Raw genomic sequence first — 25,239 nt, forward strand, 5'->3', positions numbered from 1 at the left:
TCAAAATCAGAAGCCGATCCTTCAGACATTCATGACGTCCGCCGTGCCGACCAACGGTCGGCACCCACCAACAGCAGCGGGCACCAACAGCCGCGGGAAACTGTCGAAGGCGGGTTGGGTCCGGTTGAGGGGGTGTCCGCGGCATGGATGCCGCGGCCAAGCCCCCATGGACGGGTTTACGGCGTCCCCCTCAACCGGACCCACCCCGCCATCCCACGGAATGCCCGCTTTTGACGTTGACGTTGCCGTTGATCCAAGCGGGTGCAGGGCTGCAAGCCCTGCCGGAAACCCTCACCCCGCCGGAGTGCCGGCACCGTGCAGGTAATCCAGGCTCACCTGCAGCAGCGCGCGCAGTCCGACATCCAGCGCCTTCTCATCCAGCAGGAACTTCGGCGAATGATTGGCGGGCGCCGTCGCCGGGTCGATGCCCACGCTGGTGGAACCAACGAAGAAGAACATCCCCGGCACTTCCTTCGCGTACAGCGAGAAATCCTCCGCGCCCATCTGCAGCGGTGGCTCGTACACGTTGTCCTTGCCCACCACCGCCTGCAGGCTCGGCAGCATCTTCGCGGTCAGCGCCGGGTCGTTCACCGTGGCCGGGTTGCCTTCCGATTCGTAGATGTCGGTCACCGCCTTCGCACCGTGCGCGGCGGCGGTGTGCTCGGCGACGTTGCGCAGGTCGGCGAAGATCTGCTGGCGCATGCCCTCGTCGAAGGTGCGGATGGTGCCGACCATCTCCACCTCGTCCGGAATGATGTTGTAGCGGATGCCGCCGTTGATCGCACCGAAGGTCAGCACCGCCGGTTGCTTGGACAGGTTGGCGCGGCGGCTGACGATGGTCTGCGCGGTGCCGACCAGATCGGCGGTGGCCACGATCGGGTCGACACCGTTCCACGGTGCCGAGCCGTGCGTCTGGCGACCGATCACCTTGATCCCGAAACGATCCGAGGCGGCCATCAATGGGCCACCGCGCACCGCGATCTGGCCGGCCTGCACGCTGGAGAACACATGCAGTCCAAACACCGCCTCCGGCTTGAAGTCGGCGAACAGGCCTTCCTTCAGCATCAGCGCGGCACCGCCCTCTTCCGGCGGCGGTGCGCCTTCCTCGGCCGGCTGGAAGATCAGCATCACCTGGCCCGGCAGGTCCTTCTTCATCGACACCAGCGCTTCGGCCACGCCCAGCAGGGTAGCGGTGTGCGCGTCATGGCCGCAGGCATGCATCACGCCCACGGTCTGGCCGCGGTACTGGTCGGTGGCCTTGGAGGCGAACGGCAGCCCGGTCTGCTCGGTCACCGGCAGCGCGTCCATGTCCGCACGCAGCGCGATCTTCGGGCCGGGCTTGCCGCCTTCGATGATCGCCACCACGCCGTGGTGGGCGATGCCGGTCTTCGGCTTCAAGCCCATCGCACGCAGGCGCTTGGCGACCTCGGCCGAGGTGCGCACCTCGCGGTTGGACAGTTCCGGGTGCTGATGGAAGTCGCGGCGCCATTCAACCACCTTGGCCTGCAGGCGCTGGGCAGCGGCGGTCACTTCGGGGCGTTGCCCGTCCTGGGCGTGGGCAACGGCCGGCAGGGCCAGCAGCAGGGCGGACAGCAGCAGCGAACGGCGCATCGCAATCTCCACAGCAAGAGGGGTCCAGCTGAATGTAGGGCAACACCGCCGCCACGGGAACCTCCGCGGCCGGATCCGGTCTTAGCGCCCGTCCCATCCGTCATGCAGGAAACGTGATGTGGCACAGGTATGCTTTGCGCATTGCCAACCGGGGCCGCGCCCCGTCCAGCCCTCTTGGAGTCCTCGTAATGTCACGTGTTTGGAAGATCGTGCTGCTGGTCGTGGCGGTTCTGGTGCTGGCCGTGGTCGGCCTGCGCGTCATCGGCGGGGGCAAGGACAAGGCTGGAAAGCCGGCAGCGGGAGCGCGCCAGGGTGGCGAAGACCCGGATGCCGGCCCGGTGCCGGTGACCGTGGTCGAGGCCACGCACCAGGACGTACCGGTGTATGCCAGCGCACTGGGTACCGTGACGGCAATGAACACCGTCACCGTCAGCCCGCAGGTCGGTGGCCAGCTGATGAGCCTGAACTTCCGCGAAGGCCAGGAAGTGAAGAAGGGCGACGTGCTGGCAGTGATCGATCCACGCACCGCCCAGGCCAGCTATGACCAGGCCGCGGCAGCCAAGCGCCAGAACGAGGCGCTGCTGGCCACCGCGCGCTCCAACTACCAGCGCTCCAATGCGCCGGAGTACCGCCAGTTCGTCGCCAAGACCGATCTGGATACACAGCGAAACCAAGTGGCACAGTACGAAAGCGCAGTCGCGGCGAACGAGGCCAGCATGCGCTCGGCACAGGTGCAGCTGCAGTACACCAGGGTCACCGCACCGATCACCGGCATCGCCGGCATCCGCGCGGTCGACGCGGGCAACGTGGTCAACGCCGGCACCGCGCTGGTCACCCTGACCCAGATCCACCCGATCCACGTCCTGTTCAACCTGCCCGAACGCCAGCTCGGCGACGTGCGCCAGGCGCAGGCCGCCGGCGCGGTGCCGGTGGCGGCACTGGACCGCGCCGACTCGCACGTGCTGTCCGGCGACGGCAAGCTGGACGTGGTCGACAACCTGATCAGTGCCGACAGCGGCACCTTCAAGGCGCGCGCGCTGTTCGACAACACCGACAACGGCCTGTGGCCGGGCCAGTTCGTCAACGTGCGCATGCAGCTGCGCACGATTGCCGGCGGCGTGGTCATTCCGACCCAGGCCGTGCTGCGTGGGCCGGATGGCGAGTACGTCTACGTCGTGCAGGGCGACAACACGGTGAAGATGCAGACCGTGCGCAGCGGCGTGGAAGTGGGCGACAGCCAGGTGCAGATCGCCGAAGGCCTGAAGGGCGGCGAGCGGGTGGTCAGTGAAGGCCAGTTCCGCCTGAAGCCGGGCAGCAAGGTCACCGCACTGAAGCCGGGCGAAACCCCGGCCGCACCAACCGAGGCCGAGCTGAAGGCGGCCGAACAGAAGAACGGTGGCGGCGGTGGCCGTCGCGGTGGCGGTCCGCGCTGAGCGCAGGCCACGGTTCTCCCTCGCGCCGGCGAACCCGCCGGCGCCGACATTGAAGTGCCAGCAAGGATCAGTCCGTGGGCTTTTCGACGATCTTCATCCGCCGCCCGATCGCTACCTCGCTGTTGATGGCGGGCCTGTTGCTGCTGGGCATCCTCGGTTACCGCAAGCTGCCGGTGTCGGCGCTGCCGGAAATCGATGCGCCCAGCCTGGTGGTCACCACCCAGTACCCCGGCGCCAACGCCACCACCATGGCCTCGCTGGTCACCACGCCACTGGAACGCCAGTTCGGGCAGATCTCCGGGCTGGAACTGATGACATCGGACTCGTCGGCCGGGTTGTCGACGATCATCCTGCAGTTCTCGATGGACCGCGATATCGACATCGCCGCGCAGGACGTGCAGGCGGCGATCCGCCAGGCCACCCTGCCCTCGTCGCTGCCCTACCAGCCAGTCTACAACCGGGTGAACCCGGCCGACGCGGCCATCGTCACCCTGAAACTGACCTCTGACACGCGCCCGCTGCGCGACGTCAACAATTACGCCGACTCGATCCTGGCCCAGCGCCTGTCGCAGGTGCAGGGCGTCGGCCTGGTCTCGATTGCCGGCAACGTGCGCCCGGCCGTGCGCATCCAGGTCAATCCGGCGCAGCTGTCGAACATGGGCCTGACCCTGGAACAGCTGCGCAGCGCGCTCACCCAGGCCAACGTCAATGCGCCCAAGGGCTCGTTGAACGGCAAGACGCAGTCCTACAGCATCGGCACCAACGACCAGCTGGCCAGCGCCGCCGAGTACCGCGACACCATCATCAGCTACAAGAACGGCCGCCCGGTGCGGCTGTCCGACGTGGCCGAGGTGGTCGACGGCGTGGAGAACGACCAGCTGGCGGCCTGGGCCGATGGCAAGCCGGCGGTGCTGCTGGAAGTGCGCCGCCAGCCGGGCGCCAACATCGTGCAGACCGTCGAGCGCATCCGCGCGATCCTGCCGCAGCTGCAGGGCGTGCTGCCGACCGACGTGCACCTGGAGATCTTCAACGACCGCACCGAGACCATCCGCGCCTCGGTGCACGAAGTGCAGTTCACCCTGATCCTCACCATCGGCCTGGTGGTGGCGGTGATCTTCGTGTTCCTGCGCCGGCTGTGGGCCACGATCATTCCCTCGGTGGCGGTGCCGCTGTCGCTGGCCGGTACCTTCGCGGTGATGGCCTTTGCCGGCATGTCGCTGGACAACCTGTCGCTGATGGCGCTGGTGGTGGCCACCGGCTTCGTGGTCGACGATGCGATCGTGATGATCGAGAACATCGTTCGTTACATCGAGCAGGGCAAGAGTGGCAAGGAAGCGGCCGAGATCGGCGCACGCCAGATCGGCTTCACCGTGCTGTCGCTGACGGTCTCGCTGGTGGCGGTGTTCCTGCCGCTGCTGCTGATGCCCGGCGTCACCGGCCGCCTGTTCCACGAGTTCGCCTGGGTGCTGAGCATCGCCGTGGTGCTGTCGATGCTGATCTCGCTGACGCTGACCCCGATGATGTGCGCCTACCTGCTCAAGCCCGACGCCCTGCCCGAGGGCGAGGATGCGCATGAGCGCGCAGCGGCGGCCGGCAAACAGAACCTGTGGACGCGCACCGTCGGCCTGTACGAGCACAGCCTGGACTGGGTGCTGGGCCACCAGCGCCTGACCCTGGCCGTGGCCGGTGGCGCGCTGGTATTGACCGTGCTGCTGTACGTGTTGATTCCCAAGGGGCTGCTGCCCGAGCAGGACACCGGCCTGATCACCGGCGTGGTGCAGGCCGACCAGAACATCGCTTTCCCGCAGATGGAACAGCGCACAAGGCAGGTTGCCGAAGCGCTGCGCCAGGATCCGGACGTGACCGGCGTGTCGGCGTTCATCGGTGCTGGCAGCATGAACCCCACGCTCAACCAGGGCCAGCTGTCGATCGTGCTGAAGGAGCGCAGCCAGCGTGATGGCCTGGATGAGATCCTGCCGCGCCTGCAGAAGGCGGTAGCCGGTATTCCGGGCGTGGCCCTGTACCTGAAACCGGTGCAGGACGTGACCCTCGATACCCGCGTGGCCGCCACCGAATACCAGTACTCGCTGTCGGACGTGGACAGCGCCGAAGTGGCCACGCAGGCCACGCGCCTGACCGAAGCGCTGCGCAAGCGCCCGGAACTGGCCGACGTGGACAACAACCTGTCCAACCAGGGCCGCGCGCTTGAACTGAACATCGACCGCGACAAGGCCAGTGTGCTGGGCGTGCCGATGCAGACCATCGACGACACGCTCTACGATGCGTTCGGCCAGCGCCAGATCTCGACCATCTTCACCGAACTCAACCAGTATCGGGTTGTGCTGGAAGTGGCGCCGGAGTTCCGTACCAGCACCGCGCTGATGGAACAGCTGGCCGTGGCTTCCAACGGCGCCGGCGCGCTGACCGGCACCAATGCCACCAGCTTCGGCCAGGTCACCTCGTCCAACTCGTCCACCGCCACCGGCATCGGCGCGCAGAACACCGGCATCACGGTCGGCGCCGGCAACATCATCCCGCTGTCGGCGCTGGCCGAAGGCAAGGTCAGCAGTGCGCCGCTGGTGGTCAGCCACCAGCAGCAGCTGCCGGCAGTGACGGTCTCGTTCAACGTGGCGCCGGGCTATTCGCTGTCCGAAGCGGTGCGTGCGATCCAGGAGACCAAGGACAGCCTGGACATGCCGGCACACCTGCATGCCGAGTTCATCGGCAAGGCCGCCGAATTCACCGGCAGCCAGACCGATGTGGTGTGGCTGCTGCTGGCCTCGCTGGTGGTGATCTACATCGTGCTCGGCGTGCTCTACGAGAGCTACATCCACCCGATCACGATCATCTCCACGCTGCCACCGGCCGGCGTCGGCGCGCTGCTGGCGCTGATGCTGTGCGGGCTGAGCCTGTCGGTGGACGGCATCGTCGGCATCGTGCTGTTGATCGGCATCGTCAAGAAGAACGGCATCATGATGGTGGACTTCGCGATCGAGGCGCGTCGCGCCGGTGCCAACGCGCATGAAGCGATCCGCCGCGCCTGCCTGCTGCGCTTCCGCCCGATCATGATGACCACCGCCGCGGCAATGCTCGGCGCACTGCCGCTGGCGCTGGGCACCGGCATCGGCTCGGAGCTGCGCCGCCCGCTGGGCATCGCCATCGTCGGCGGCCTGCTGCTGTCGCAGCTGGTCACGCTGTACACGACGCCGGTGATCTACCTGTACATGGAACGCTTCTCCGAGTGGCTGGCGCGCCGCCGCGAACAGCGCGCGCTGCGCAACGGTTCGCTGCAGGAGCCGCAGGCATGATCCACGCCCCGCTGCTGCGGTGGGCCGCACGATGAACCTGTCCGGCCCCTTCATCCGCCGCCCGATCGGCACCGCGCTGCTGGCCATCGGCCTGTTCATGGTCGGCCTGATCTGCTACCTGCGCCTGGGCGTATCGGCACTGCCGAACATCGAGATCCCGGTGATCTTCGTGCATGCCAGCCAGTCCGGCGCGGATGCAGCGACCATGGCCTCGACAGTCACCGCGCCGCTGGAGCGCCACCTCGGCCAGCTGCCGGGCATCGACCGCATGCGCTCGTCGAGCTCGGAAGGCAGCTCGCTGGTGTTCATGATCTTCCAGAGCGGCCACAACATCGATTCGGCCGCGCTGGACGTGCAGACCGCGATCAACTCGGCGCAGGCCGACCTGCCTTCGGGCATGGGCTCGCCGATGTACCAGAAGGCGAATCCGAACGACGACCCGGTCATCGCCATCGCGCTGACCTCGCAGACGCAGTCGGCCGACGAGCTGTACAACGTCGCCGACTCGCTGCTGGCCCAGCGCATCCGCCAGATCAGCGGCGTTGCTTCGGTCGACATCGCTGGCGCTTCGACGCCGGCGGTGCGTGTGGACGTCAACCTGCGCCTGATGAACGCGCTCGGCCTGACCGCCGACGACCTGCGCAACGCCGTGCGCGCGGCCAACGTGACCTCGCCCACCGGCTTCCTCAGCGACGGCAACACCACTACCGCGATCATCGCCAACGACTCGGTGGCGCGTGCCGCCGACTTCGCCGACCTGGTGGTCAAGACCCAGGGCGATGGCCGGGTGATCCGCCTGAAGGACATCGCCAACGTCTACGACGGCCAGCAGGATGCCTACCAGGCCGCGTGGTTCGACCACAAACCGGCGGTGGTGATGTACGTGTTCACCCGTGCCGGCGCCAACATCGTGGAGACCGTGGACCGGGTCAAGGCGCAGATCCCGACCCTGCGCGATTACCTGCAGCCCGGCACCACGATGACGCCGTACTTCGACCGTACGCCGACCATCCGCTCGTCGCTGCATGAAGTGCAGATCACCCTGCTGATCAGCCTGGCGATGGTGGTGCTGACCATGGCGCTGTTCCTGCGCCGGCTGGCACCCACGCTGATCGCTGCGGTGACCGTGCCGCTGTCGCTGGCCGGTGCCGCGCTGGTGATGTACGTGATGGGCTTCACCCTGAACAACCTGAGCCTGCTGGCGCTGGTGATCGCCATCGGCTTCGTGGTCGACGATGCGATCGTGGTGATCGAGAACATCATGCGCCACCTCGACGAAGGCATGCCGCGGATGCAGGCGGCGCTCACCGGCGCGCGCGAGATCGGCTTTACCATCGTCTCGATCACCGCCTCGCTGGTGGCGGTGTTCATCCCGCTCCTGTTCGCCAGCGGCATGATGGGTGCGTTCTTCCGCGAATTCACCGTCACCCTGGTGGCGGCCATCGTGGTCTCGATGATCGTCTCGCTGACGCTGACTCCGGCGCTGTGCAGCCGGTTCCTCAGCGCGCACGACCACAGCGCGCCGCCGTCGCGCTTCGGCCGCTGGCTGGATGCCGGCCATGAGCGCATGCTTCGCATCTACACGGTCTTCCTCGACTTCTCGCTGCGCCACGCGCTGCTGCTGTCGCTGACCCCGCTGATCCTGATCGGCGCCACCGTCTTCCTGTTCGGCGCGGTGAAAAAGGGCGCGTTCCCGCCGCAGGACACCGGCCTGATCTGGGGCCGCGCCAATTCCAGCGCCACGGTGTCCTTCGAGGACATGGTCGCCCGCCAGCGCCGCATCACCGACATGCTGATGGCCGACCCCGCGGTGAAGACCGTGGGCGTGCGCCTGGGCAGCGGCCGCCAGGGCTCCAGCGCACAGTTCAACATCGAGCTGAAGTCGCGCAGCGATGGCCGTCGCGAGACCACGGCGCACGCACTCGCACGGCTGAGTGCCAAGGCCGACCGCTACCCCGACCTGCAGCTGCGCCTGCGCGCGATCCAGGATCTGCCCAGCAACGATGGCGGCGGTTCCAGCCAGGGCGCGCAGTACCGCATCTCGCTGCAGGGCAACGACCTGGCATCGCTGCAGGAATGGCTGCCCAAGCTGCAGGCGGAGCTGAAGAAGAACCCCAAGCTGCGCGATGTCGGTACCGACGTGGACAACGCCGGCCTGCGCCAGAACATCCAGATCGACCGCGCCAAGGCCGCACGCCTGGGCATCACCGTGGGTGCCATCGACGGTGCGCTGTACGGTGCGTTCGGCCAGCGCCAGATCTCCACCATCTATTCGGACATCAACCAGTACAGCGTGGTGGTCAACGCCCTGCCCTCGCAGACCGCCACCCCCGCCGCGCTGGACGAGGTGTACGTACGTGCGCGCAATGGTGACATGGTGCCGATCACCGCGGTGGCCACGCAGATGCCCGGCCTGGCCCCGTCGCAGATCACCCACGAGAACCAGTACACGACGATGGACCTCAGCTACAACCTGGCTCCGAACGTGAGCATGGGTGAGGCCAAGGCGATCATCGACGCGACCGTGGCCGGCATGCGCATGCCTGGTGACATCCGCCTGGCCGATGATGCGGGCTTCGGCTTCAACTCCGACCCCAGCGACATGCTGATCCTGGTGTTTGCCGCGATCCTGACCGTGTACCTGGTGCTGGGCATGCTGTACGAGAGCCTGATCCATCCGGTCACCATCCTGTCCACGCTGCCGGCGGCGGGCGTGGGTGCACTGCTCGCGTTGTTCGGCACCAACACCGAGTTGTCGGTGATCTCGATGATCGCGCTGGTGCTGTTGATCGGCATCGTCAAGAAGAACGCGATCATGATGATCGACTTCGCGCTGGTGGCGCAGCGCGAGCATGGCCTGGCACCGCGCGATGCCGCGCGCGAGGCCAGCATCGTGCGCTTCCGCCCGATCATGATGACCACGATGGTGGCGATCCTGGCGGCGGTGCCGCTGGCGATCGGCCTGGGCGAAGGCTCCGAACTGCGCCGCCCGCTGGGCATCGCGATGATCGGCGGCCTGCTGTTCTCGCAGAGCCTGACCCTGCTCAGCACGCCGGCGCTGTACGTGATCTTCTCGTGCCTGGCCGAACGCTGGCGGGCACGTCGCGCACGCAAGCGCGAAGCGAAGCTGCTCAAGCGCGCGCAGCGTGCGTAGAACGGCCCATCCACGCATGGCGTGGATCTAAGGGTAGAGCCGGCCGCTGGCCGGCTTTCTCGGTACGGCAAATCTGCCGGCCAGCGGCCGGCACTACCGCGGTGGTCCGCCCTCCATATTTCACGCGCACCCCGCAATAATGGTGGGAGATCCTTCCGCCGAGCCTGCATGCCCGCCCGCCAATCCCGCCTCAGCCGCCTGTGGGCCCACGAGAAGGCCAGTTACGGCCTGCGCGTGTTCATCGCCCTGACCGCAGCGCTTGCCGTGTGCTGGCAGCTGGATGCGCTGACCGCCCTGCCCGGCGTTTTCCTCGGCATCATCGCCAGCGCCATCGCCGAGACCGACGACAACTGGTGGGGCCGGACCAAGGCGGTGGCGCTGTCGCTGCTGTGTTTCTGCATCGCTGCGGCGTCGGTGATCTGGCTGTTCCCCTGGCCGTGGATCTTCATCGGCGCGCTGGCACTGTCCACCTTCTGCCTGACCCTGCTGGGCGCGCTCGGCGAGCGCTACGCATCCATCGCCCAGGCCACGGTAACGCTGGCGATCTACACCATGATCGGGCTGGAGCAGCACGGTGCCAGCGACCTGCACACCGCGCTGCAAGCGGTCAGCCACCTGCTGGCGGGCGCCGTCTGGTACGGACTGCTGTCGATCCTGTGGACCGCACTGTTCGCCAACCGACCGGTGCGCGAGCGCGTGGCGCGGCTTTACATCGAGCTGGGCCGCTACCTGCAGCTGAAGGCCGCCCTGTTCGAACCGGTACGTGAGGCCGACCTGCAACGCCGCCAGCTCGACCTGGCCGAGCAGAACCGGCGCGTGGTCGGCGCGTTGAACGAGGCCAAGACCGCGATTCTCGCCCGCTTCGGCCGTTCCGGGCGGCCGGGCGTGAACTCCGGCCTGTACCTGCGCCTCTATTACATGGCACAGGATTTCCACGAGCGCGCCAGTTCCTCGCACTACCCGTACGGCGCCCTGGTCGATGCGTTCTTCCACAGCGACGTGCTGTACCGCTGCCAGCGCCTGCTCGATCTTCAGGGCCAGGCCTGCGCGCGCCTGGGCGAGGCGATCCGCCTGTGCCGCCCGTTCGTGTATGGCGAAACCAACCAGCAGGCCGGGCGCGACCTGGCCGATGCGCTGGCCTACCTGCGCGACCAGCAGCGCCCGCAGTGGCAGCGACTGCTGGGTTCGCTGGACCTGCTGGTGCACAACCTGCGCAGCATCGAACGCCGCCTGCTGGACGCCGAACGCTCCGAGGCCAGCCTCGACAATGTCGATACGCGCCTGCGCGACAGCAACCCGCATACCCTACGCGAGATGGGCGTGCGCGTGCGCCAGCAGCTCACGCCCGGCTCGGTCCTGTTCCGCCACGGCCTGCGCATGGCATTGGCGCTGATCGCCGGTTTCGCCGCGATCCGTCTGTTCAATGCGCAGAACGGCTCGTGGGTGCTGCTGACCATCGTATTCGTGTGCCGGCCCAACTTCGGCGCCACCCGCCAACGCCTGGCGCAGCGCATCGTCGGCACCGTGGCGGGCCTCGTGCTCACCTGGGCGCTGCTGCAGTTGTTCCCGCAACTGCACGTGCAACTGCTGATCGCGCTGCTGTCGGCGCTGCTGTTCTTCTTCACCCGCACCGACCGCTACCTGGTGGCATCGGCGGCGATCACGGTGATGGCCCTGACCTGCTTCAACCTGATCGGCGATGGCTTCGTGCTGATCGTGCCGCGCATGGTCGACACGCTGCTGGGCTGCGCGATTGCCGCTGCCGCCGCGTTCCTGATCCTGCCCGACTGGCAGGGCCGCCAGCTGCACCTTGTGCTGGCGCGGGTGCTGGAGACCGCCGCGCGCTACCTGGATTCGGTGCTGGGCCAGTACCGCAGCGGCATGCGCGATGACCTGGCCTATCGCATCGCCCGCCGCGACATGCACAACGCCGACGCCGCGCTGTCCACCGCGCTGTCGAACATGCTGCGCGAACCCGGTCACGTGCGCCGCAACCTGGATGCCGGCTTCCACTTCCTGGCGCTCTCCAACACGCTGCTTGGGCACTTGTCGGCGCTGGGTGCACACCGCGACCAGGTGGACAGCTACGCCGGCGATCCGCTGGCCTTGGCCGCCGGTGACCGCGTGCGGAAAGCGCTGCAGCAGCTGGCCTCGGCCCTGACCGCACGGCAGCCGGTCAACGAGGACGACAACGACGCTGATCGCGCGGTGGCGGCCGAGCTGGAGCAGATCGACGAGGCGATGCCGGCGAAGCTGCAGTTGATCCGCACCCAGATGGCGCTGGTGCTGCGGATGCTGCCGAAGGTGCGGGCGGCGGCCAATGAGGCCGTGCGCACGCTCACCTGAAGGCCGGCGCCGGGCAGGGCCTGGCGCGACCCGCAGTCCATCCACGCATGGCGTGGATGGACTGCACCGTGTGCAACCGTGTGTTGCGCCTGGCGCTGCATCCCGATCACGTTCCTGCGCGGATACTGGGTGATCCCCTGCTCCTGGACTCCCCCCATGAAGATCGAACTCGCCGGCCGCACCGCGCTCGTTACCGCTTCCACCGCCGGCATCGGCCTGGCGATCGCCCAGGGTCTTGCCGCGGCGGGTGCGCGGGTCATTCTCAACGGCCGCAGCACCGACAGTGTCGAACGCGCCCGCCAGCGCCTGCTCGCCGCCGTTCCGGGTGCCGAGGTGATCGGCGTCGCCGCCGACCTTTCCGATGCAGCCGGTGTCGATGTGCTGCTGGCCGGCCTGCCCAAGGTCGACATCCTGGTCAACAACGCCGGCATTTTCGGCCCCGAGGACTTCTTCGAAACCGAAGACGCCACCTGGGAGCGCTACTGGCAGACCAACGTGATGTCCGGCGTGCGCCTGTCGCGGGCACTGCTGCCGGCGATGGTCGACGCCGGCTGGGGCCGCGTGCTGTTCATCTCCTCCGAATCGGCACGCAACATTCCCGCCGACATGATCCATTACGGTGTCAGCAAGACCGCGCAGCTGTCGCTGTCGCGCGGCCTGGCCAAGCGCGTGGCCGGCAGTGGCGTCACCGTCAACGCGGTGCTGCCCGGCCCGACCCTGTCCGACGGTTTCGCGGCGATGTTCGAAGATGAACGCCAGCGCAGCGGCAAGCCGCTGGAGCAGATCGGCCGCGAGTTCGTGATGGCACACCGGCCGTCTTCGGTGATCCAGCGCACCGCCACGGTCGAGGAAGTAGCCAACATGGTGGTGTACCTGGCCTCGCCGCAGGCTTCGGCCACCTCCGGTGCGGCACTGCGCGTGGATGGCGGCGTGGTCGACGATATCGTCTGAGACCATCGACAGGTGTGCGGACCAACGGTCCGCACCCACAGCGGATAGGCAGGAATGCTAGGCTGCGCCGGTCAAGGAGGTTCCATGTCCGGTCACAACCAGTTCGCCCTGCTGCGCCAGCGCCGTTTCCTGCCGTTCTTCGTGGTCCAGGCGCTCGGTGCGTTCAACGACAACGTGTACCGGCAGGCGATCATCAGCATGTTGCTGTTCATGGCCGTGCCGGAGGAAGAACTGGGGCTGTACGCCACGCTGGCACCGGCCATCTTCATCCTGCCGTACTTCCTGTTCTCGGCACTGGCCGGGCAGATCGCCGACAAACTGGAAAAATCGCGACTGATCGTGATCACCACCACCATGGAGATCGTGATCATGTCGCTGGCGGCCACCGGCTTCCTCACCCAGAGCCTGCCGGTGCTGCTGGTCGCCTTGTTCTGCACCGGCATGCAGTCAACCCTGTTCGGCCCGGTGAAGTACTCGGTGCTGCCCTCGGTGCTCAAGCCCGAAGAGCTGACCGGCGGCAACGGCCTGGTCGAGATGGGCACCTCGATGTCGATCCTGTCCGGCATGATCGTCGGCGGCCTGGTGTTCACCGTGGCCGGCAGCCATGGCACGGTGGTGGCCGCGTGCGCGATCATCGCGCTGGCGATCTGCGGCAACATCGCCGCGCGGCTGATTCCCAAGGTCGATGCCGGCGACCCGGACCTGAAGATCAACTGGAACCCGCTGCCGGAATCGCTGGCGGTGCTGCGCATGGCGCGCCAGCAGAAGGCGGTGCGCAATTCAATCCTGGGCGTGTCCTGGTTCTGGTTCGTCGGCACCGTGCTGACCTCGCAGCTGCCGGCCTATGCGGTGACCAACCTCGGCGGCGAACCAACCCTGTACATCTTCGCGCTGGCCCTGTTCTCGGTCGGCACCGGCGTCGGCTCGCTGCTGTGCGAAAAGCTGTCGGCACGCACGGTGGAAATCGGCCTGGTTCCGCTGGGTGCGTTCGGCATGACCGCCTTCCTGCTTGACCTGTACTTCGCCCGCAGCGGCGAGGCGACCGCGCACGGACTGACCGTCGGCACGTTCCTGCAGCAACCCGGCAGCATCCGCATCGTCATCGACCTGATCGGCATCGGCCTGTTCACCGGTATCTTCGTGGTGCCATTGTTCGCGCTGATCCAGAGCCGCACGCCGAAGGCGCAGATGTCGCGCGTGTTCGCCGCACTGAACATCCAGAATTCCGGCTTCATCGTCGGCGCAGCCCTGTTGTCGCTGGCCGCGCACAAGCTGCTGCACTGGACCATCCCGCAGCAGTTCCTGGCGCTGGCCATCGCCAACGCGCTGGTGGCGATCTACATCTTCACCATCGTCCCCGAATTCCTGATGCGCTTCCTCAGCTGGCTGATGGTGCGCACCCTGTACCGGCTGCGCCCGCACGGCATCGAAGCCAACGTGCCCGACGAAGGCGCCGCGCTGCTGGTCTGCAACCATGTCAGCTACATGGACGCACTGATCCTGTCGGCGACGATTCCGCGTCCGGTGCGCTTCGTCATGTACTACAGGATCTTCAACATCCCGGTGATGCGCTGGATCTTCCGTACCGCCAAGGCGATCCCGATCGCCGGTGCGCGCGAAGACCCGGCGCTGATGCAGCGCGCGTTCGATGACATCGACGCCGCGTTGGCCGAAGGCGAGCTGGTCTGCATCTTCCCGGAAGGCGCACTGACCAGGGATGGTGCAATCGCCCCGTTCAAGTCCGGCGTCGAGAAGATCCTCGAACGGCGGCCGGTGCCGGTGGTGCCGATGGCCCTGCGCGGCATGTGGTCGAGCATGTGGAGCCGGCGCGACAGCCGCCTCGGCCGCATGCGGGTGCCGCGCCGTTTCCGAGCCACCGTCGAGGTGGTGGCGGCACCGTCCATGGACGGCCACACCACCAACGCCCAGGCGCTGGAAGCCCAGGTGCGGGCCCTGCGCGGCGATCACGCCTGACAGAATCGGACTGACAAGCAGGCCCGGCAACCTCCCCCGCATACGCCACCGTCCAGTGGCGAACACGACATGCCGTGCGTGTAAACGCATACATGCAACGCCGGTTGCGGTAGATTACGCACCCACAGGGGGGAGGTTCGGCCGATTCACCAAGGCCGGCCACCAAGGAATGGAGTCTCGCTTTGAATCAACCACCACCGCTCAGCCGTCCGGTCTACATCCCCAACCATCTGGTCTGGGCGATCCTGACGACGCTGTTCTGCTGCCTGCCGTTGGGCGTGGTGTCGATCGTCTATGCCTCCCAGGTCGATGGCCGCCGCGCGGCTGGCGATCTGCCGGGGGCCTACAGCGCGTCGCGCAAGGCGGGCTGGTGGGCAGTGGCTTCGGCCGTGGCCCTGCCGGTCCTGTTGCTGTTGTGGCTCGGGCTGTTCGGCGGCTTGGCCGTACTGGGCGCTCTTTCCGACCAATGATTCACCACCACCACCCATCAAGGAGCTTGAACCCATGAATACCGCTACTCCGCAGGTCCCGAACAACCTGGTCTGGGCCATCCTGACCACCCTGTTCTGCTGCCTGCCGGCCGGCATCGTGTCGATCGTCTACGCCGCACAGGTCAACGGCAAGCTGGCCGCTGGCGACATCGCCGGCGCCCAGGACTCCGCCGCCAAGGCCAAGAAGTGGGCCATCTGGTCGGCCATTGCCTGGGCCGTGCTGGTCGTGCTGTACGTGCTGTTCTTCGTCGTGCTCGGCGGCATGGGCGCGATGAGCAACAGCGGCTACTGATACGCCTGGACGGATCCGGCGCCTGCGCCGGATCCGTTGTTGCATGTCCGCGCTTCCCGCTCGTTCCCGACTCGCCCGCTGGGCACCGCTGCTGGCTTCCGCCGGCCTGGCCGTGGGTGCCACGGTGGTGCTGCGCAACGTCAATCCGTATGTCGCCGGCAATCCACTGCCGAGCTGCCCGCTGTACGCCCTGACCGGCCTGTACTGCCCGGGCTGTGGCAGCACGCGCTGCCTGTATTCCCTGGTCCACTTCGACCTGCCCGGCGCGATGGCGATGAACCCGCTGCTGGTCATCAGCCTGCCGTTCCTGTTGCTGATGCTGCTGAACATCGCCGGCATTCGCCCTCGCGTGCTCGACCCGCTGATGCGGGTGCTGGCCAATCCTGTGTTCTGGCTCTGGGTGCTGCCCGGGTATGCGCTGCTGCGCAACCTGCCGTGGGCACCGTTCACTGCACTGGCACCGATCTAGGTTTCCAGCCAACGGCGCAGCCCCTCGTGGTGGGCGGCGTTTGTCGGTCATGGGATAGGCCGGGCGGGTGGACTGCGCAGGGGTCGCTGCGAGTACGTCCATGTAAGCTCGGTCGCCGCATCCATGCGGCTCACGCCCCTGCGCAGCCCACCCGCCCGGCCACGGACAGTTTCCGTGCGCGTCCACCACGGAAAAGAAAGAGAAGATCAAAAGCAGAAGCGGATCGCTTCGCTACGCTCGCTCGGAGCCAAGCATGGCTCGGCTCTGGAGAACGTCCGTGCGCGGAAAACTGTCGAAGGCGGGGTGGGTTGGATGGCGGGGGTGTGAGCCGCATGGGCCCGAGGCATGCCTCGGGCGGGTTGGGCAGGACGCCCAACCCGGGTCTTGCCGTGTGCGCAGGACAGCGCACACGAGCAAGCGGCGACCAAGCCTCCATGGACGGATTCACGGCGTCCCCCGCCATCCGACCCACCCCGCCAACCCGCAGCAATCCAGCTGTCGCTGTTGCTGTTGCTCTGTTGCCTCTGCAGGTGCAGGGCTGCAAGCCCTGCCAAAACACCTACGTCACCCAGCCTGCAATCACCAGCAGGGCGAGGATCGCCAGCCACAGCAGCAGCATCCGCCACACCAGGCTCATCGCATCACGCAGGTCCGGCAACCGCTGCCACACCGGCAACAGCCCCGCCTCGGTGTAGTCGTGCGCATCCTCGCGCAGTTCGGCGTTGACGCTGGCCCGCGCCACCGCACCCAGGAACCCGGTATTGCCGGTCAGGCGCTCCCCATGGGCCTGGCGCCACGCCTTCCACGCCGTATCGAAGTTGCCCACCAGCGCCATCGAGAACGCCATCAGCTGTGCCACCGGCCACTCGATCCAGCCCAGCAGCCGCTGCGCCAGCGCCAGCGGCTCCACCGGCACGCGGGCACGCATCGGGCTTTCCGCCATCAGCGCCAGCAGCCGGTAACCGAGCGCGCCAGCCGGGCCCAGCAACAGGAACCAGAACAGCACCGCGAACCAGCGCCGCAGTGCGTTGAGCACCGTCGCCTCGACCAGCGACGGAATGTCCTCGCGCAGGCTGCCGCCGGCCGACTGCAGGTTGCGCACTGCAGCCTGCCGCGTCGCCGCATCATCGGCATCGATGATGGCCTCGATATCGCGGTCCAGGTCACGCGGGCCCCAGCACCAGGCCAGCACCGCCACGCCCAGCAGCAGCGACGGCAGGCCGAACAGCACCCCGCGCAACAGCCACGCCAGCAGCGCCATCAGCAACAGCGGCGGCAGCAGGGCCAAGGCAACGCCGGCCGGTCCCTGCCAAGCCTTGCCACCACGCGCATCCAGCCAGCCCAGCCAACGCCGGAAACCGTCGAAACGGCGCAGCGAGGCAGCAGCGGCCGGAGCAACATGGCCCAGGGCCAGTGCCACCAGCACGGCGGCCAGAGTGGTGAACATGGCAGGTCTCCCTACGAAACAGAACGCTCGGCGCCGCTACCTTACCTGTCGCAGCGGCGCCCTCAGCGGTGAACCGGACTGTAACCCGTGCCGTGTTCAGGTGGCGGCAATGCAATCACCCCAGCCGGCCCGCCTCAGCCCTTCTGCTGCCGGTACCAGTGCTCGATCAGGCCGCGCGAAATCGAGATCGGCGGCGACAGGCGGATGCCCTGGCCATCGTCCTCCACATCGCGCGCCAGCGCCGCGCCGACCTCGTCGGCACTGAACCAGCGCGCGTCTTCCAGCTCGCCGTCCACGGTCGGCAGGTCATCCTGCGCCTGCGCCCGGAAGCCGACCATCAGTGCGCCCGGGAACGGCCACGGCTGCGAGCCCAGATACTGGCAAGCGGTCACCCGCACTTTGCTCTCTTCGTGGACTTCGCGTACCACGGTCTGCTCGAAGGTCTCGCCCGGTTCGACGAAGCCGGCCAGCACCGAGTAGCGACGTGGCGCCCAGTTCGACTGGCGGCCGAGCAGCAGGCGGCCCTGGTTTTCAACCGCCACGATCACAGCGGGGTCGACACGCGGATAGTGCTCGGTGGAACACTGCGCGCAACGCCCCACGAAGCCGCCACGGGCGAACGCCACGGCACCACCGCATACCCCGCAGAAACGGGTGCGCGAGTGCCAGTAGGACATGCCACGTGCGTAGCTGAAAGCGGTCGCATCAGCCACCGACCACAGCAGCGCGGCCTGGCGCAGGTCGAGGCGACGTGGTGCGGTGACGGTGACGCTGGCGGCTTCAACCGAGAACCACGCTTGTTCCCCGCGCAGGCCGAGGAAGATCGCGGAGCCGGGACCGCCGCCGATGTCGGCGCCGGTCAGCGCCAGCGGCTGGTCGTCATCGCCGGTGAAGGCGCTGCCGTCCTGATCGAGCACCAGAATGTGCGCGCCCGGCCACAGGCGCGCCAGTGCATCGGCATCTTCGCGCAGGGCATCGGCGCGCTCCAGCGGTTCGCCCACGAAGGCGAAACCGGAAAGCGGCGAAGGAGTATTGGGCATCCTGCAAGCGTGCCGCCAATCGATGCGGGTGGCAAGCCGCGGGCTTTGCCGAAGCCGTCTGTGGGTGTGGAGCTTGTGCTCCACACACCTTGTCGCGCGGGACGCAGGCCCCGCGCCCCGCCTACATGCTGAAACTGCTGCCGCAGCCGCAGGTGGTCTTTGCGTTCGGGTTGCGGATCACGAACTGTGCACCGGTCAGGCTCTCGGTGTAGTCCACCTCGGCGCCCATCAGGTACTGCAGGCTCAACGGGTCGACCAGTAGGGTCACCCCGCTGGTCTGTACCGCCAGATCGTCCTCGGCACGGTTCTCGTCGAACTCGAACCCGTACTGGAAACCCGAACAGCCACCACCTTCGATGTACACGCGCAGGGCCAGGTCGGGGTTGCCCTCTTCCTGGATCAGGGATTTGACCTTGGCGGCCGCCGACTCGGTGAAGTTCAGCGGGCGCTCCAGCGACTGGTAATCGGGCGCGGCGGCCGGGGTGGCGCCGGGCAGGGAGACTAGCGTGCTCATGGTGTCAGCATGGGGGTGCCGACGATGGCTTTCAAGCCATCGCCTCGGCCAGCTTGCGGCGCGCGGCGGTGTCACCCTTGCCGCCATTGGCCTCATCAGCTTCCGGGGCCGGCAGGGCGGCCATCGGGGCGCTGGCATGGATCAGGCGACCGTTCAGCTGGGCGCCCGCATTCATCTCCACCACCTGGTAATGGACGTTGCCGTTGACCCGCGCGCTCGGGGTCAGTTCGACTTTCTCGCTGGCGTGCACGTCGCCGTCCAGGCGGCCACTGATGACCACCACCTGGGCACGGATCTCGCCCTCGATCACGCCATGCTCGGCGACCGTCAGGGTCGCGCCACTGGCGCCTTCGGCGGCGATCACCTTGCCATGGATGCGGCCTTCCACGTACAGGCCACCACTGAATTCCACATCACCGCGGATCACCACCTGGTTGCCGATCAGGGCATCCACCACCAGCTGGCCTTCACGGTTGGATTTGCTGCTTCCGAACATCTGCCTACTCCCCTTTGCTGGCCGGCGCACCGGCCTGTTTCCAGTCGAATACCTGGGTGGTACCCCCCGTACCACTCCCCAATGTCACCCGCACGCGTTGCGGGGTGAAGTCAGCCGGCAGCATCACGCTGCCGGTGAGCTGCTGGAAGTACCGGAACGAGTAATCCTGTCCCGGTACCTTGCTGCGCTGGTGCAGATCATCCCAGCTGATCGTGGCCAGCTTGCCGTTCTTGACGCCTTCCACGGTGAAGCGCATCTGCCCCTGGCTGATGGCGCCGCGGTTGAGGTTCTGGGTCAGCACCGCGGTGTACTGCCAGGTGCCGGCCGCTTCCGGGCTGAACTCGATCGAATGGGTGTTCAGGCCCTTGCGCTGGCTGGTCGAACCCACCAGGCGCTCATAGAAGGCAACGTCGGCACGCAGGCCGGCGATTTCCTCATCGCGCTCGGCCAGCGAGGACTGCACCTCGGTGTTGGCGGCGCGGCTAATGCGGTCGGAGGCTTCCAGCGTGGCCTGCTTCTGGCGCAGTTCGGTCAGCTGCGCCTGCAGCGTCTCGGCACGCTTCTCGGCGGCCTGCAGGCGCTGGCCCTGCGCATCGCGCGGGGTGGCCATCCAGCAGCCGCCGAGCACCGCCAGCACCAGGCTGAGCAGCCAGATGCCGCCGATCACCAGCAGGCGGCGGCGGTCGGCCGGCGGTTGCGGCGCGCCGGGCAGGCGGACCTGCACGCGCATGGGAGGACGGTTGGTCATGGGTGGATTCCGGGGCATCGCGAGGGCGACACCGGTACGGCCCCTGTGGCAAACGACGGGCTAGTGTATGACAGGACGGGTGGGTTTCCTGCGCAGTGGCGAGCCACGGTCTGTGGCGTTCAGGCATGCCATCGTCGATAGTGTGGTCCCCTGCACAGTTCCGTCGCCGGACCATCGCCATGACCGAAGCCCACCTGTTCGTGATCGGCATCCTGCTGGCCTGGCTGGCCGGCATCCGCGTCTACCTCACCGTATTCGGTGTCGGCCTGGCCGGCCTGCTCGGCTGGGTCGACCTGCCACCGGCCCTGCAGGCCACTGAATCGTGGTGGGTGCTGGGCACCTCGGCGGCGCTGGCGGTGACCGAATTCTTCGCCGACAAGATTCCCGGCGTCGACTCGGCGTGGGATCTGGTGCAGACCCTGGCACGTGTACCCGCAGGTGCCTTCCTTGCCGCAGCCACGCTGTCGCCGGATGGGCAGCTGGGCACCGGCGCACTTGCTGCCGGTGCAGGTGTCGCGCTGGCCAGCCACGGCCTGAAGGCAGGCACCCGCGCCCTGCTCAATACCTCGCCCGAGCCTGCCAGCAACTGGGTGGCCTCCGCCGCCGAGGACACCGTGGTGGTCGGTGGTCTGGCCCTGGCCCTGGCACACCCATGGATCGCGCTGATCGTGGTGCTGGCCTGCAGCCTGGCGGGCGCGCTGCTGGTGTGGCTGGTCTGGCGCACCCTGTGGAAGGGCGTGCGCTGGCTGGCACGCAGTGCATCGCCCGACAGTCCACGCCAGCCCGGCACCGGTTGATCGCCGGGCTTGTCGCATAATGGACGCGAACACCAGGAGCACCGATGGCCGCAAACGAATCCCCCGCGGGCGCCCGCCCGGGACGCGCTGAAACCCCTCCGGCCGATCATTGGCAACGCTGGACCGCTGAACCGGCGAGCGCCGTCGCCGCAGCGCCGGCAGCGGTTCCGCCGCTGGCCGCCTCCGACGCACCCGCATCGATCGGCAGCGCACCGCCGCCGCTGCCCGGCCCATCCCTGCTGGCCGAGGCCGGCGGCAATGACCCGGCACCGCTGCATTCCGATTCGCCCTACCGCGTGCTGATCGTCGAGGATGATCGCGCCCAGGCACTGTTCGCACAGAGCGTGCTGCATGGCGCCGGCATGCAGGCGATCGTGCACAGCGATGCCGACGGTGCGCTGCAGGCGATCAAGGAACATCGCCCCGACCTGATCCTGATGGACCTGCACCTGCCCGGTCTGGACGGCATGCGGCTGACCGCGCTGATCCGCCAGCAGCCCGGCCTGCAGCTGCTGCCCATCGTGTTCCTCAGCGGCGACCCGGACCCGGAACGCCAGTTCGAGGTGCTCGACAGTGGCGCCGACGACTACCTGAGCAAGCCGATCCGCCCGCGCCACCTGATCGCCGCCGTGGCCAACCGCATCCGCCGTGCGCGGGCGCAGGCCGCAACCCTGCCCGGCGTATCCGGCACCCCGGCCACCAGCAATCCGGAAACCGGGCTGCCGACGCGGCATCACGTGCTGCAGCAGCTCAACGCCGCGCTCGCCCACCGCGACCAGGGCGGCGTGCTGTTCGTCGAGATATCCAGCGCATTGGGCCTGCGCGAGCGCTATGGCTATGCCGCCTTCGAGCGCCTGATGGTGCAGGCCGGGCAACGCCTGGCAGAAGCCGGCCACCCGCACCTGCTGGCGCGCCTGAACGACAACAGCTTCCTGCTGCTTGCGCGCAATGTCAGCGAGGACAGCCTGGAAAGCATTGCCGCTGCGCTGCGCGAGCAGTTGTCGGCGCGGGCCTTCGTGATCCGCGATGACGAATCGGTGCATCTGCGGGGCGTGGTCGGCTATGCACCGCTGTCGCCGGGCTTCGACGATGCCAACAGCGCGCTGGAGGCAGTCGAGCGCACCACCCTGCAGGCACGGTTGCTCAGCGCCGGCGTGGCCGGCCACGTGCACCGCGACGTGACCAGCGAGCAGGAACACCTGGCACTGCTGGAAGGCCAGCTTGAGCTGGCCTACCAGCCGATCGTCGCCGTCGCCGGCGGCAACACCGCGCAGTACCAGCTGCTGCTGCGCCTTCGCCAGGCCGACGGTACGCTGCTGGCGGCAGGCCAGGTGATTCCGGCCGCAGAGGCTGCCGGGCGCATCGCCGATCTCGACCAGCAGGTGATGGACCATGCACTGGGCCTTCTCGACCTTTACCGGCACGCGACGCAACCATTGAACCTGTTCGTTTCGCAGTCGCTGCGCACCCTGCAACGCGATGCGTTCGCGGATTGGCTGCTGGAATCGCTGCAGCAGCGCGACCTGCCCGGCAGCGCGCTGGTGATCGACGTCCGCCTGCCCGACGCGCTGATCCATACCGTGCCGCTACAGCAGTTCTGCCAGCGCATGGCCGGCGTCGGCGTGCGCTTCTGCCTGAGCCAGTTCGAACCCGGGGGCGAAGCCGATGCGCTGCTGACCCAGCTGCCGTTGTCGTTCGTGCGCATGGCCGCGCGCTTCTCCAGCAGTCATTCCAATCCGGCCACGCGCGAAGAGCTGCGCCGGGCAATCGAGCGGGCGCACGCCGCCGGGCAGCAGATCATCGGCCAGCAGATCGAAGATCCGCAGGCCGCCGCCGCGATGTGGGTGGGCGGTGTCGACTACATCCAGGGCAACATGGTGCAGTCGGCCGGCAGCGATCTGAACTTCGACTTCCACAACGCGGTGCTCTGACGTGCCGATGTGGGTCGCGCTGCTGGTTGCCCTTGCTGCGGCCTCCATCAGCGCGCTGCTGTTGGGCCTGCGGCTGCGCGCGCGCAACCGGGCACTGGCCCAGCTGCAGCGCGAGCGCAGCCTGCTGGCCGCCGAACGTGACCAGCTGCGCCGCACCACCGAACGACAGGGGCAGCTGGAACAGCAGCTGCTGCAGGCCAAGCAGGCCGCCGAGGCGGCGGTGCTGGCCAAGGGTGAGTTCCTGGCCACGATGAGCCACGAGATCCGTACGCCGCTCAACGGCATCCTGCCGATGCTGGAGCTGATCGCACGCGGCCCGCTGGGCGAGGACCAGCGGCAGATGCTGGCCACCGCCTCGGCCAGCTCGCAGCAGCTGCTGCGCATCGTCGACGACATCCTCGACTACTCGCGGCTGGAAGCACAGGCGCTGGAACTGGAGATCACCAGCTTCAACCTGCGCGACCTGCTCGATGGCGTGGTGCAGCTGATGCAGCGCGCCGCCGACGCCAAGGGCCTGTCGCTGGGGCTGCAGCTGGACCCGTCGGTGCGCCTGCCGGTGCGTGGCGACCCGGTACGCCTGCGCCAGGTGTTGAGCAACCTGCTGGCCAACGCGATCAAGTTCACCGCGCGCGGCCAGGTACAGCTGCGCGTGCAGCGCCTGGGCGAAGGTCCCGCACAGCACCAGCTGCGCTTCGAGATCATCGACACCGGCATCGGCATCGACGACGCACTGCAGGCGCGCCTGTTCCAGTCCTTCAGCCAGGCCGATGCCTCAACGACCCGCATCTACGGTGGCACCGGCCTGGGCCTGGCGATCTGCAAGCGCATCATCGACCTGATGCACGGGCGCATCGGCGTGCTGTCCACGCCCGGCCAGGGCGCCACGTTCTGGTTCGAGATCCCGTTGTTGAAGGTGCCCGGCGACCTGCCGGCCATGGCGCGCACGCCAGACGCGCTGCTGCTGTTCAGTAGCGATGCCATCCTGCAGGCACGCATCGAGCGCATCGCGGCCCATCATGGACTGCTGGTGCACGCCCTGGCGCAGTTCGATGCCGTGGTCGAGCGCCTGCGCGCGGTGCCGAGGCCGGGGCAACCGGCACCGGCGTGGCTGCTGGTCGATGCACGTGCGCGCCGCATCGGTGAAGCGACGCTGCAACAGGCGTTGGCCGAACGTGGCGAAGACGACGGGCTGCAGGTGCTGTGGCTGCAGGACGATGCCCTTCCGCCACGCCCACGCCAGCGGCAGCTACCCTCGCATTTCGACGACGCTGGGCTGCATGCACTGCTGGCTGCACCGGTTGCGCATGCGCGCCCTGCCGCGCTGCTGGCCAACGCCGGACAGGGCCAGCCCACGCCCACGCTGCCGCCGCTGCACCTGCGCGTGCTGCTGGTGGAGGACAACACGGTCAACCGCATGGTGGCCGAGCAGCTGCTGCGCGTGTTCCAGTGCGAAGTGCGCAACGCCGCCGATGGCGAGCAGGCGTTGCTTGCCCTGCGCGAAGGCGACGTGGATGTGGTGCTGATGGATTGCCAGATGCCGGTGCTGGACGGCTATGCCGCCACCCGCCGCTGGCGCGCCGAGGAAGTGGAAAACGGGCGCCCGCGCCTGCCGATCATCGCGATGACCGCCAATGCCATGGCCGGTGACCGCGAGCGCTGCCTGCAGGCCGGCATGGACGACTATCTGTCCAAGCCGATTGCACGCGCCACCCTGCATGCGCTGCTGCAGCGCTGGGGCGGCGGCAAAACCGCATCACCTGCACGGCCTTCGATAGAGCCGAGCCATGCCCGGCTGACGGCCGATAGCCGTCGCGCTCCATCAGCCGAGCATGGCTCGGCTCTACAGGACGATGACAGCCGAGTCGGCTCCAAGCCGCAGCCGGTGCTGGACCGCGACGTGCTGGACGAACTGCATGCAGTGATCGGGGAGAGCGCCATCCAGATCGTCTCGGTGTTCCTGGAGGATGCGCCGGCAATGGTGCAGCAGCTGCAGCAGGCCGCGCAGAACGGCGAGGAGCCTCGCCTGCAGGCCGTCGCGCACAGCCTCAAGTCATCCAGCGCGAACGTGGGCGCACTGTCGCTGTCGTCAGTCGCGCAGCGCATCGAGCACGAAGCCCGCAGCGGCAGCCTGCAGCGCCCCGCAGTAGCGGTGGCGCTGCTGGTTGCGGAATTCGCCCGAGCGCGCGTTGCACTGACGGGCTACCTGGCACAGCATCGCGCCGGCCAGGCCGGCTGAC

General features: G+C 67.8%; 18 protein-coding genes. 12 read left to right on the forward strand and 6 right to left on the reverse strand.

What is annotated here, in order from left to right:
* Nucleotides 1-291: 291 nt before the first annotated feature.
* Complete coding sequence (locus AC5P5X_RS09185; RefSeq protein WP_005414678.1) at nt 292-1,611, reverse strand: M20 family metallopeptidase; 1,320 nt, start codon at nt 1,609-1,611, stop codon at nt 292-294.
* Between the two features lie 188 nt (nt 1,612-1,799).
* Between AC5P5X_RS09185 and AC5P5X_RS09190 the strand changes: the two genes are divergently transcribed.
* The 9 genes from AC5P5X_RS09190 (at nt 1,800) to AC5P5X_RS09230 (ending at nt 16,029) form a co-directional block, all read left to right on the forward strand.
* Entirely contained in the window at nt 1,800-3,044 is a 1,245-nt protein-coding gene (locus AC5P5X_RS09190) for an efflux RND transporter periplasmic adaptor subunit (protein WP_043034293.1), read from the forward strand.
* Between the two features lie 74 nt (nt 3,045-3,118).
* Nucleotides 3,119-6,352 (forward strand): efflux RND transporter permease subunit, encoded by a 3,234-nt coding sequence (locus AC5P5X_RS09195; protein ID WP_111189650.1) that lies wholly within the window; start codon nt 3,119-3,121, stop codon nt 6,350-6,352.
* A gap of 31 nt (nt 6,353-6,383) precedes the next feature.
* On the forward strand, nt 6,384-9,506 hold the full coding sequence (locus tag AC5P5X_RS09200; protein WP_005411292.1) for an efflux RND transporter permease subunit: 3,123 nt from the start codon (nt 6,384-6,386) through the stop codon (nt 9,504-9,506).
* Between the two features lie 168 nt (nt 9,507-9,674).
* A complete protein-coding gene (yccS, locus tag AC5P5X_RS09205) occupies nt 9,675-11,852 on the forward strand; it encodes a YccS family putative transporter (protein WP_111189651.1) in 2,178 nt (725 codons plus the stop codon).
* Nucleotides 11,853-12,008: 156 nt separating this feature from the next.
* The gene (locus tag AC5P5X_RS09210; RefSeq protein WP_012481431.1) at nt 12,009-12,803 is read left to right on the forward strand and encodes an SDR family NAD(P)-dependent oxidoreductase; all 795 of its coding nucleotides are present in this window, start codon (nt 12,009-12,011) and stop codon (nt 12,801-12,803) included.
* Between the two features lie 84 nt (nt 12,804-12,887).
* Nucleotides 12,888-14,777, forward strand: a complete 1,890-nt coding sequence (locus AC5P5X_RS09215) for an MFS transporter (RefSeq protein ID WP_111189652.1) — start codon at nt 12,888-12,890, stop codon at nt 14,775-14,777.
* A 182-nt stretch (nt 14,778-14,959) separates the two neighbouring features.
* On the forward strand, nt 14,960-15,247 hold the full coding sequence (locus AC5P5X_RS09220) for a CD225/dispanin family protein (protein ID WP_005411297.1): 288 nt from the start codon (nt 14,960-14,962) through the stop codon (nt 15,245-15,247).
* 34 nt (nt 15,248-15,281) lie between these two features.
* Nucleotides 15,282-15,560, forward strand: a complete 279-nt coding sequence (locus AC5P5X_RS09225; protein ID WP_005411298.1) for a CD225/dispanin family protein — start codon at nt 15,282-15,284, stop codon at nt 15,558-15,560.
* Nucleotides 15,561-15,603: 43 nt separating this feature from the next.
* Nucleotides 15,604-16,029, forward strand: coding sequence for a DUF2752 domain-containing protein (locus AC5P5X_RS09230; RefSeq protein ID WP_005411299.1), 426 nt, complete (start codon nt 15,604-15,606; stop codon nt 16,027-16,029).
* A gap of 559 nt (nt 16,030-16,588) precedes the next feature.
* Here the strand turns inward: AC5P5X_RS09230 and ampE are convergent.
* The 5 genes from ampE to AC5P5X_RS09255 all read right to left on the reverse strand — a co-directional run bounded on the left by ampE (nt 16,589) and on the right by AC5P5X_RS09255 (nt 20,274).
* A complete protein-coding gene (gene ampE, locus AC5P5X_RS09235) occupies nt 16,589-17,476 on the reverse strand; it encodes a regulatory signaling modulator protein AmpE (protein WP_005414686.1) in 888 nt (295 codons plus the stop codon).
* A 134-nt stretch (nt 17,477-17,610) separates the two neighbouring features.
* A complete protein-coding gene (nudC, locus tag AC5P5X_RS09240) occupies nt 17,611-18,516 on the reverse strand; it encodes an NAD(+) diphosphatase (RefSeq protein ID WP_005414687.1) in 906 nt (301 codons plus the stop codon).
* Nucleotides 18,517-18,637: 121 nt separating this feature from the next.
* Nucleotides 18,638-19,030 (reverse strand): iron-sulfur cluster insertion protein ErpA, encoded by a 393-nt coding sequence (gene erpA / locus AC5P5X_RS09245; RefSeq protein WP_005411302.1) that lies wholly within the window; start codon nt 19,028-19,030, stop codon nt 18,638-18,640.
* 31 nt (nt 19,031-19,061) lie between these two features.
* The gene (locus AC5P5X_RS09250; protein WP_024958552.1) at nt 19,062-19,526 is read right to left on the reverse strand and encodes a bactofilin family protein; all 465 of its coding nucleotides are present in this window, start codon (nt 19,524-19,526) and stop codon (nt 19,062-19,064) included.
* A gap of 4 nt (nt 19,527-19,530) precedes the next feature.
* Nucleotides 19,531-20,274 (reverse strand): DUF6776 family protein, encoded by a 744-nt coding sequence (locus AC5P5X_RS09255; protein WP_005411304.1) that lies wholly within the window; start codon nt 20,272-20,274, stop codon nt 19,531-19,533.
* Nucleotides 20,275-20,453: 179 nt separating this feature from the next.
* Here AC5P5X_RS09255 and AC5P5X_RS09260 point away from each other — a divergent pair, with 179 nt between their 5' ends.
* Genes AC5P5X_RS09260 through AC5P5X_RS09270 form a run of 3 tightly spaced genes read left to right on the forward strand, consistent with a single transcriptional unit; the run spans nt 20,454 to nt 25,238 of the window.
* Entirely contained in the window at nt 20,454-21,071 is a 618-nt protein-coding gene (locus AC5P5X_RS09260) for a DUF4126 domain-containing protein (RefSeq protein WP_005411305.1), read from the forward strand.
* Nucleotides 21,072-21,115: 44 nt separating this feature from the next.
* Entirely contained in the window at nt 21,116-23,002 is a 1,887-nt protein-coding gene (locus AC5P5X_RS09265; protein WP_099561825.1) for an EAL domain-containing protein, read from the forward strand.
* A gap of 1 nt (nt 23,003) precedes the next feature.
* Nucleotides 23,004-25,238 (forward strand): ATP-binding protein, encoded by a 2,235-nt coding sequence (locus AC5P5X_RS09270; protein WP_111188976.1) that lies wholly within the window; start codon nt 23,004-23,006, stop codon nt 25,236-25,238.
* The last annotated feature ends 1 nt before the right edge of the window (nt 25,239 follow it).

It is taken from the genome of Stenotrophomonas sp. YJH_SMC_91, from assembly GCF_059368495.1.

Excerpts from the sequence above, each read along its gene's own strand:
- AC5P5X_RS09185 (WP_005414678.1), bottom strand. The coding sequence starts at position 1,611 with ATGCGCCGTTCGCTGCTGCTGTCCGCCCTGCTGCTGGCCCTGCCGGCC.
- AC5P5X_RS09190 (WP_043034293.1), top strand. The coding sequence starts at position 1,800 with ATGTCACGTGTTTGGAAGATCGTGCTGCTGGTCGTGGCGGTTCTGGTG.
- AC5P5X_RS09200 (WP_005411292.1), top strand. The coding sequence starts at position 6,384 with ATGAACCTGTCCGGCCCCTTCATCCGCCGCCCGATCGGCACCGCGCTG.
- yccS (WP_111189651.1), top strand. The coding sequence starts at position 9,675 with ATGCCCGCCCGCCAATCCCGCCTCAGCCGCCTGTGGGCCCACGAGAAG.
- AC5P5X_RS09210 (WP_012481431.1), top strand. The coding sequence starts at position 12,009 with ATGAAGATCGAACTCGCCGGCCGCACCGCGCTCGTTACCGCTTCCACC.
- AC5P5X_RS09215 (WP_111189652.1), top strand. The coding sequence starts at position 12,888 with ATGTCCGGTCACAACCAGTTCGCCCTGCTGCGCCAGCGCCGTTTCCTG.
- AC5P5X_RS09225 (WP_005411298.1), top strand. The coding sequence starts at position 15,282 with ATGAATACCGCTACTCCGCAGGTCCCGAACAACCTGGTCTGGGCCATC.
- AC5P5X_RS09230 (WP_005411299.1), top strand. The coding sequence starts at position 15,604 with ATGTCCGCGCTTCCCGCTCGTTCCCGACTCGCCCGCTGGGCACCGCTG.
- ampE (WP_005414686.1), bottom strand. The coding sequence starts at position 17,476 with ATGTTCACCACTCTGGCCGCCGTGCTGGTGGCACTGGCCCTGGGCCAT.
- nudC (WP_005414687.1), bottom strand. The coding sequence starts at position 18,516 with ATGCCCAATACTCCTTCGCCGCTTTCCGGTTTCGCCTTCGTGGGCGAA.
- erpA (WP_005411302.1), bottom strand. The coding sequence starts at position 19,030 with ATGAGCACGCTAGTCTCCCTGCCCGGCGCCACCCCGGCCGCCGCGCCC.
- AC5P5X_RS09250 (WP_024958552.1), bottom strand. The coding sequence starts at position 19,526 with ATGTTCGGAAGCAGCAAATCCAACCGTGAAGGCCAGCTGGTGGTGGAT.
- AC5P5X_RS09255 (WP_005411304.1), bottom strand. The coding sequence starts at position 20,274 with ATGACCAACCGTCCTCCCATGCGCGTGCAGGTCCGCCTGCCCGGCGCG.
- AC5P5X_RS09260 (WP_005411305.1), top strand. The coding sequence starts at position 20,454 with ATGACCGAAGCCCACCTGTTCGTGATCGGCATCCTGCTGGCCTGGCTG.
- AC5P5X_RS09265 (WP_099561825.1), top strand. The coding sequence starts at position 21,116 with ATGGCCGCAAACGAATCCCCCGCGGGCGCCCGCCCGGGACGCGCTGAA.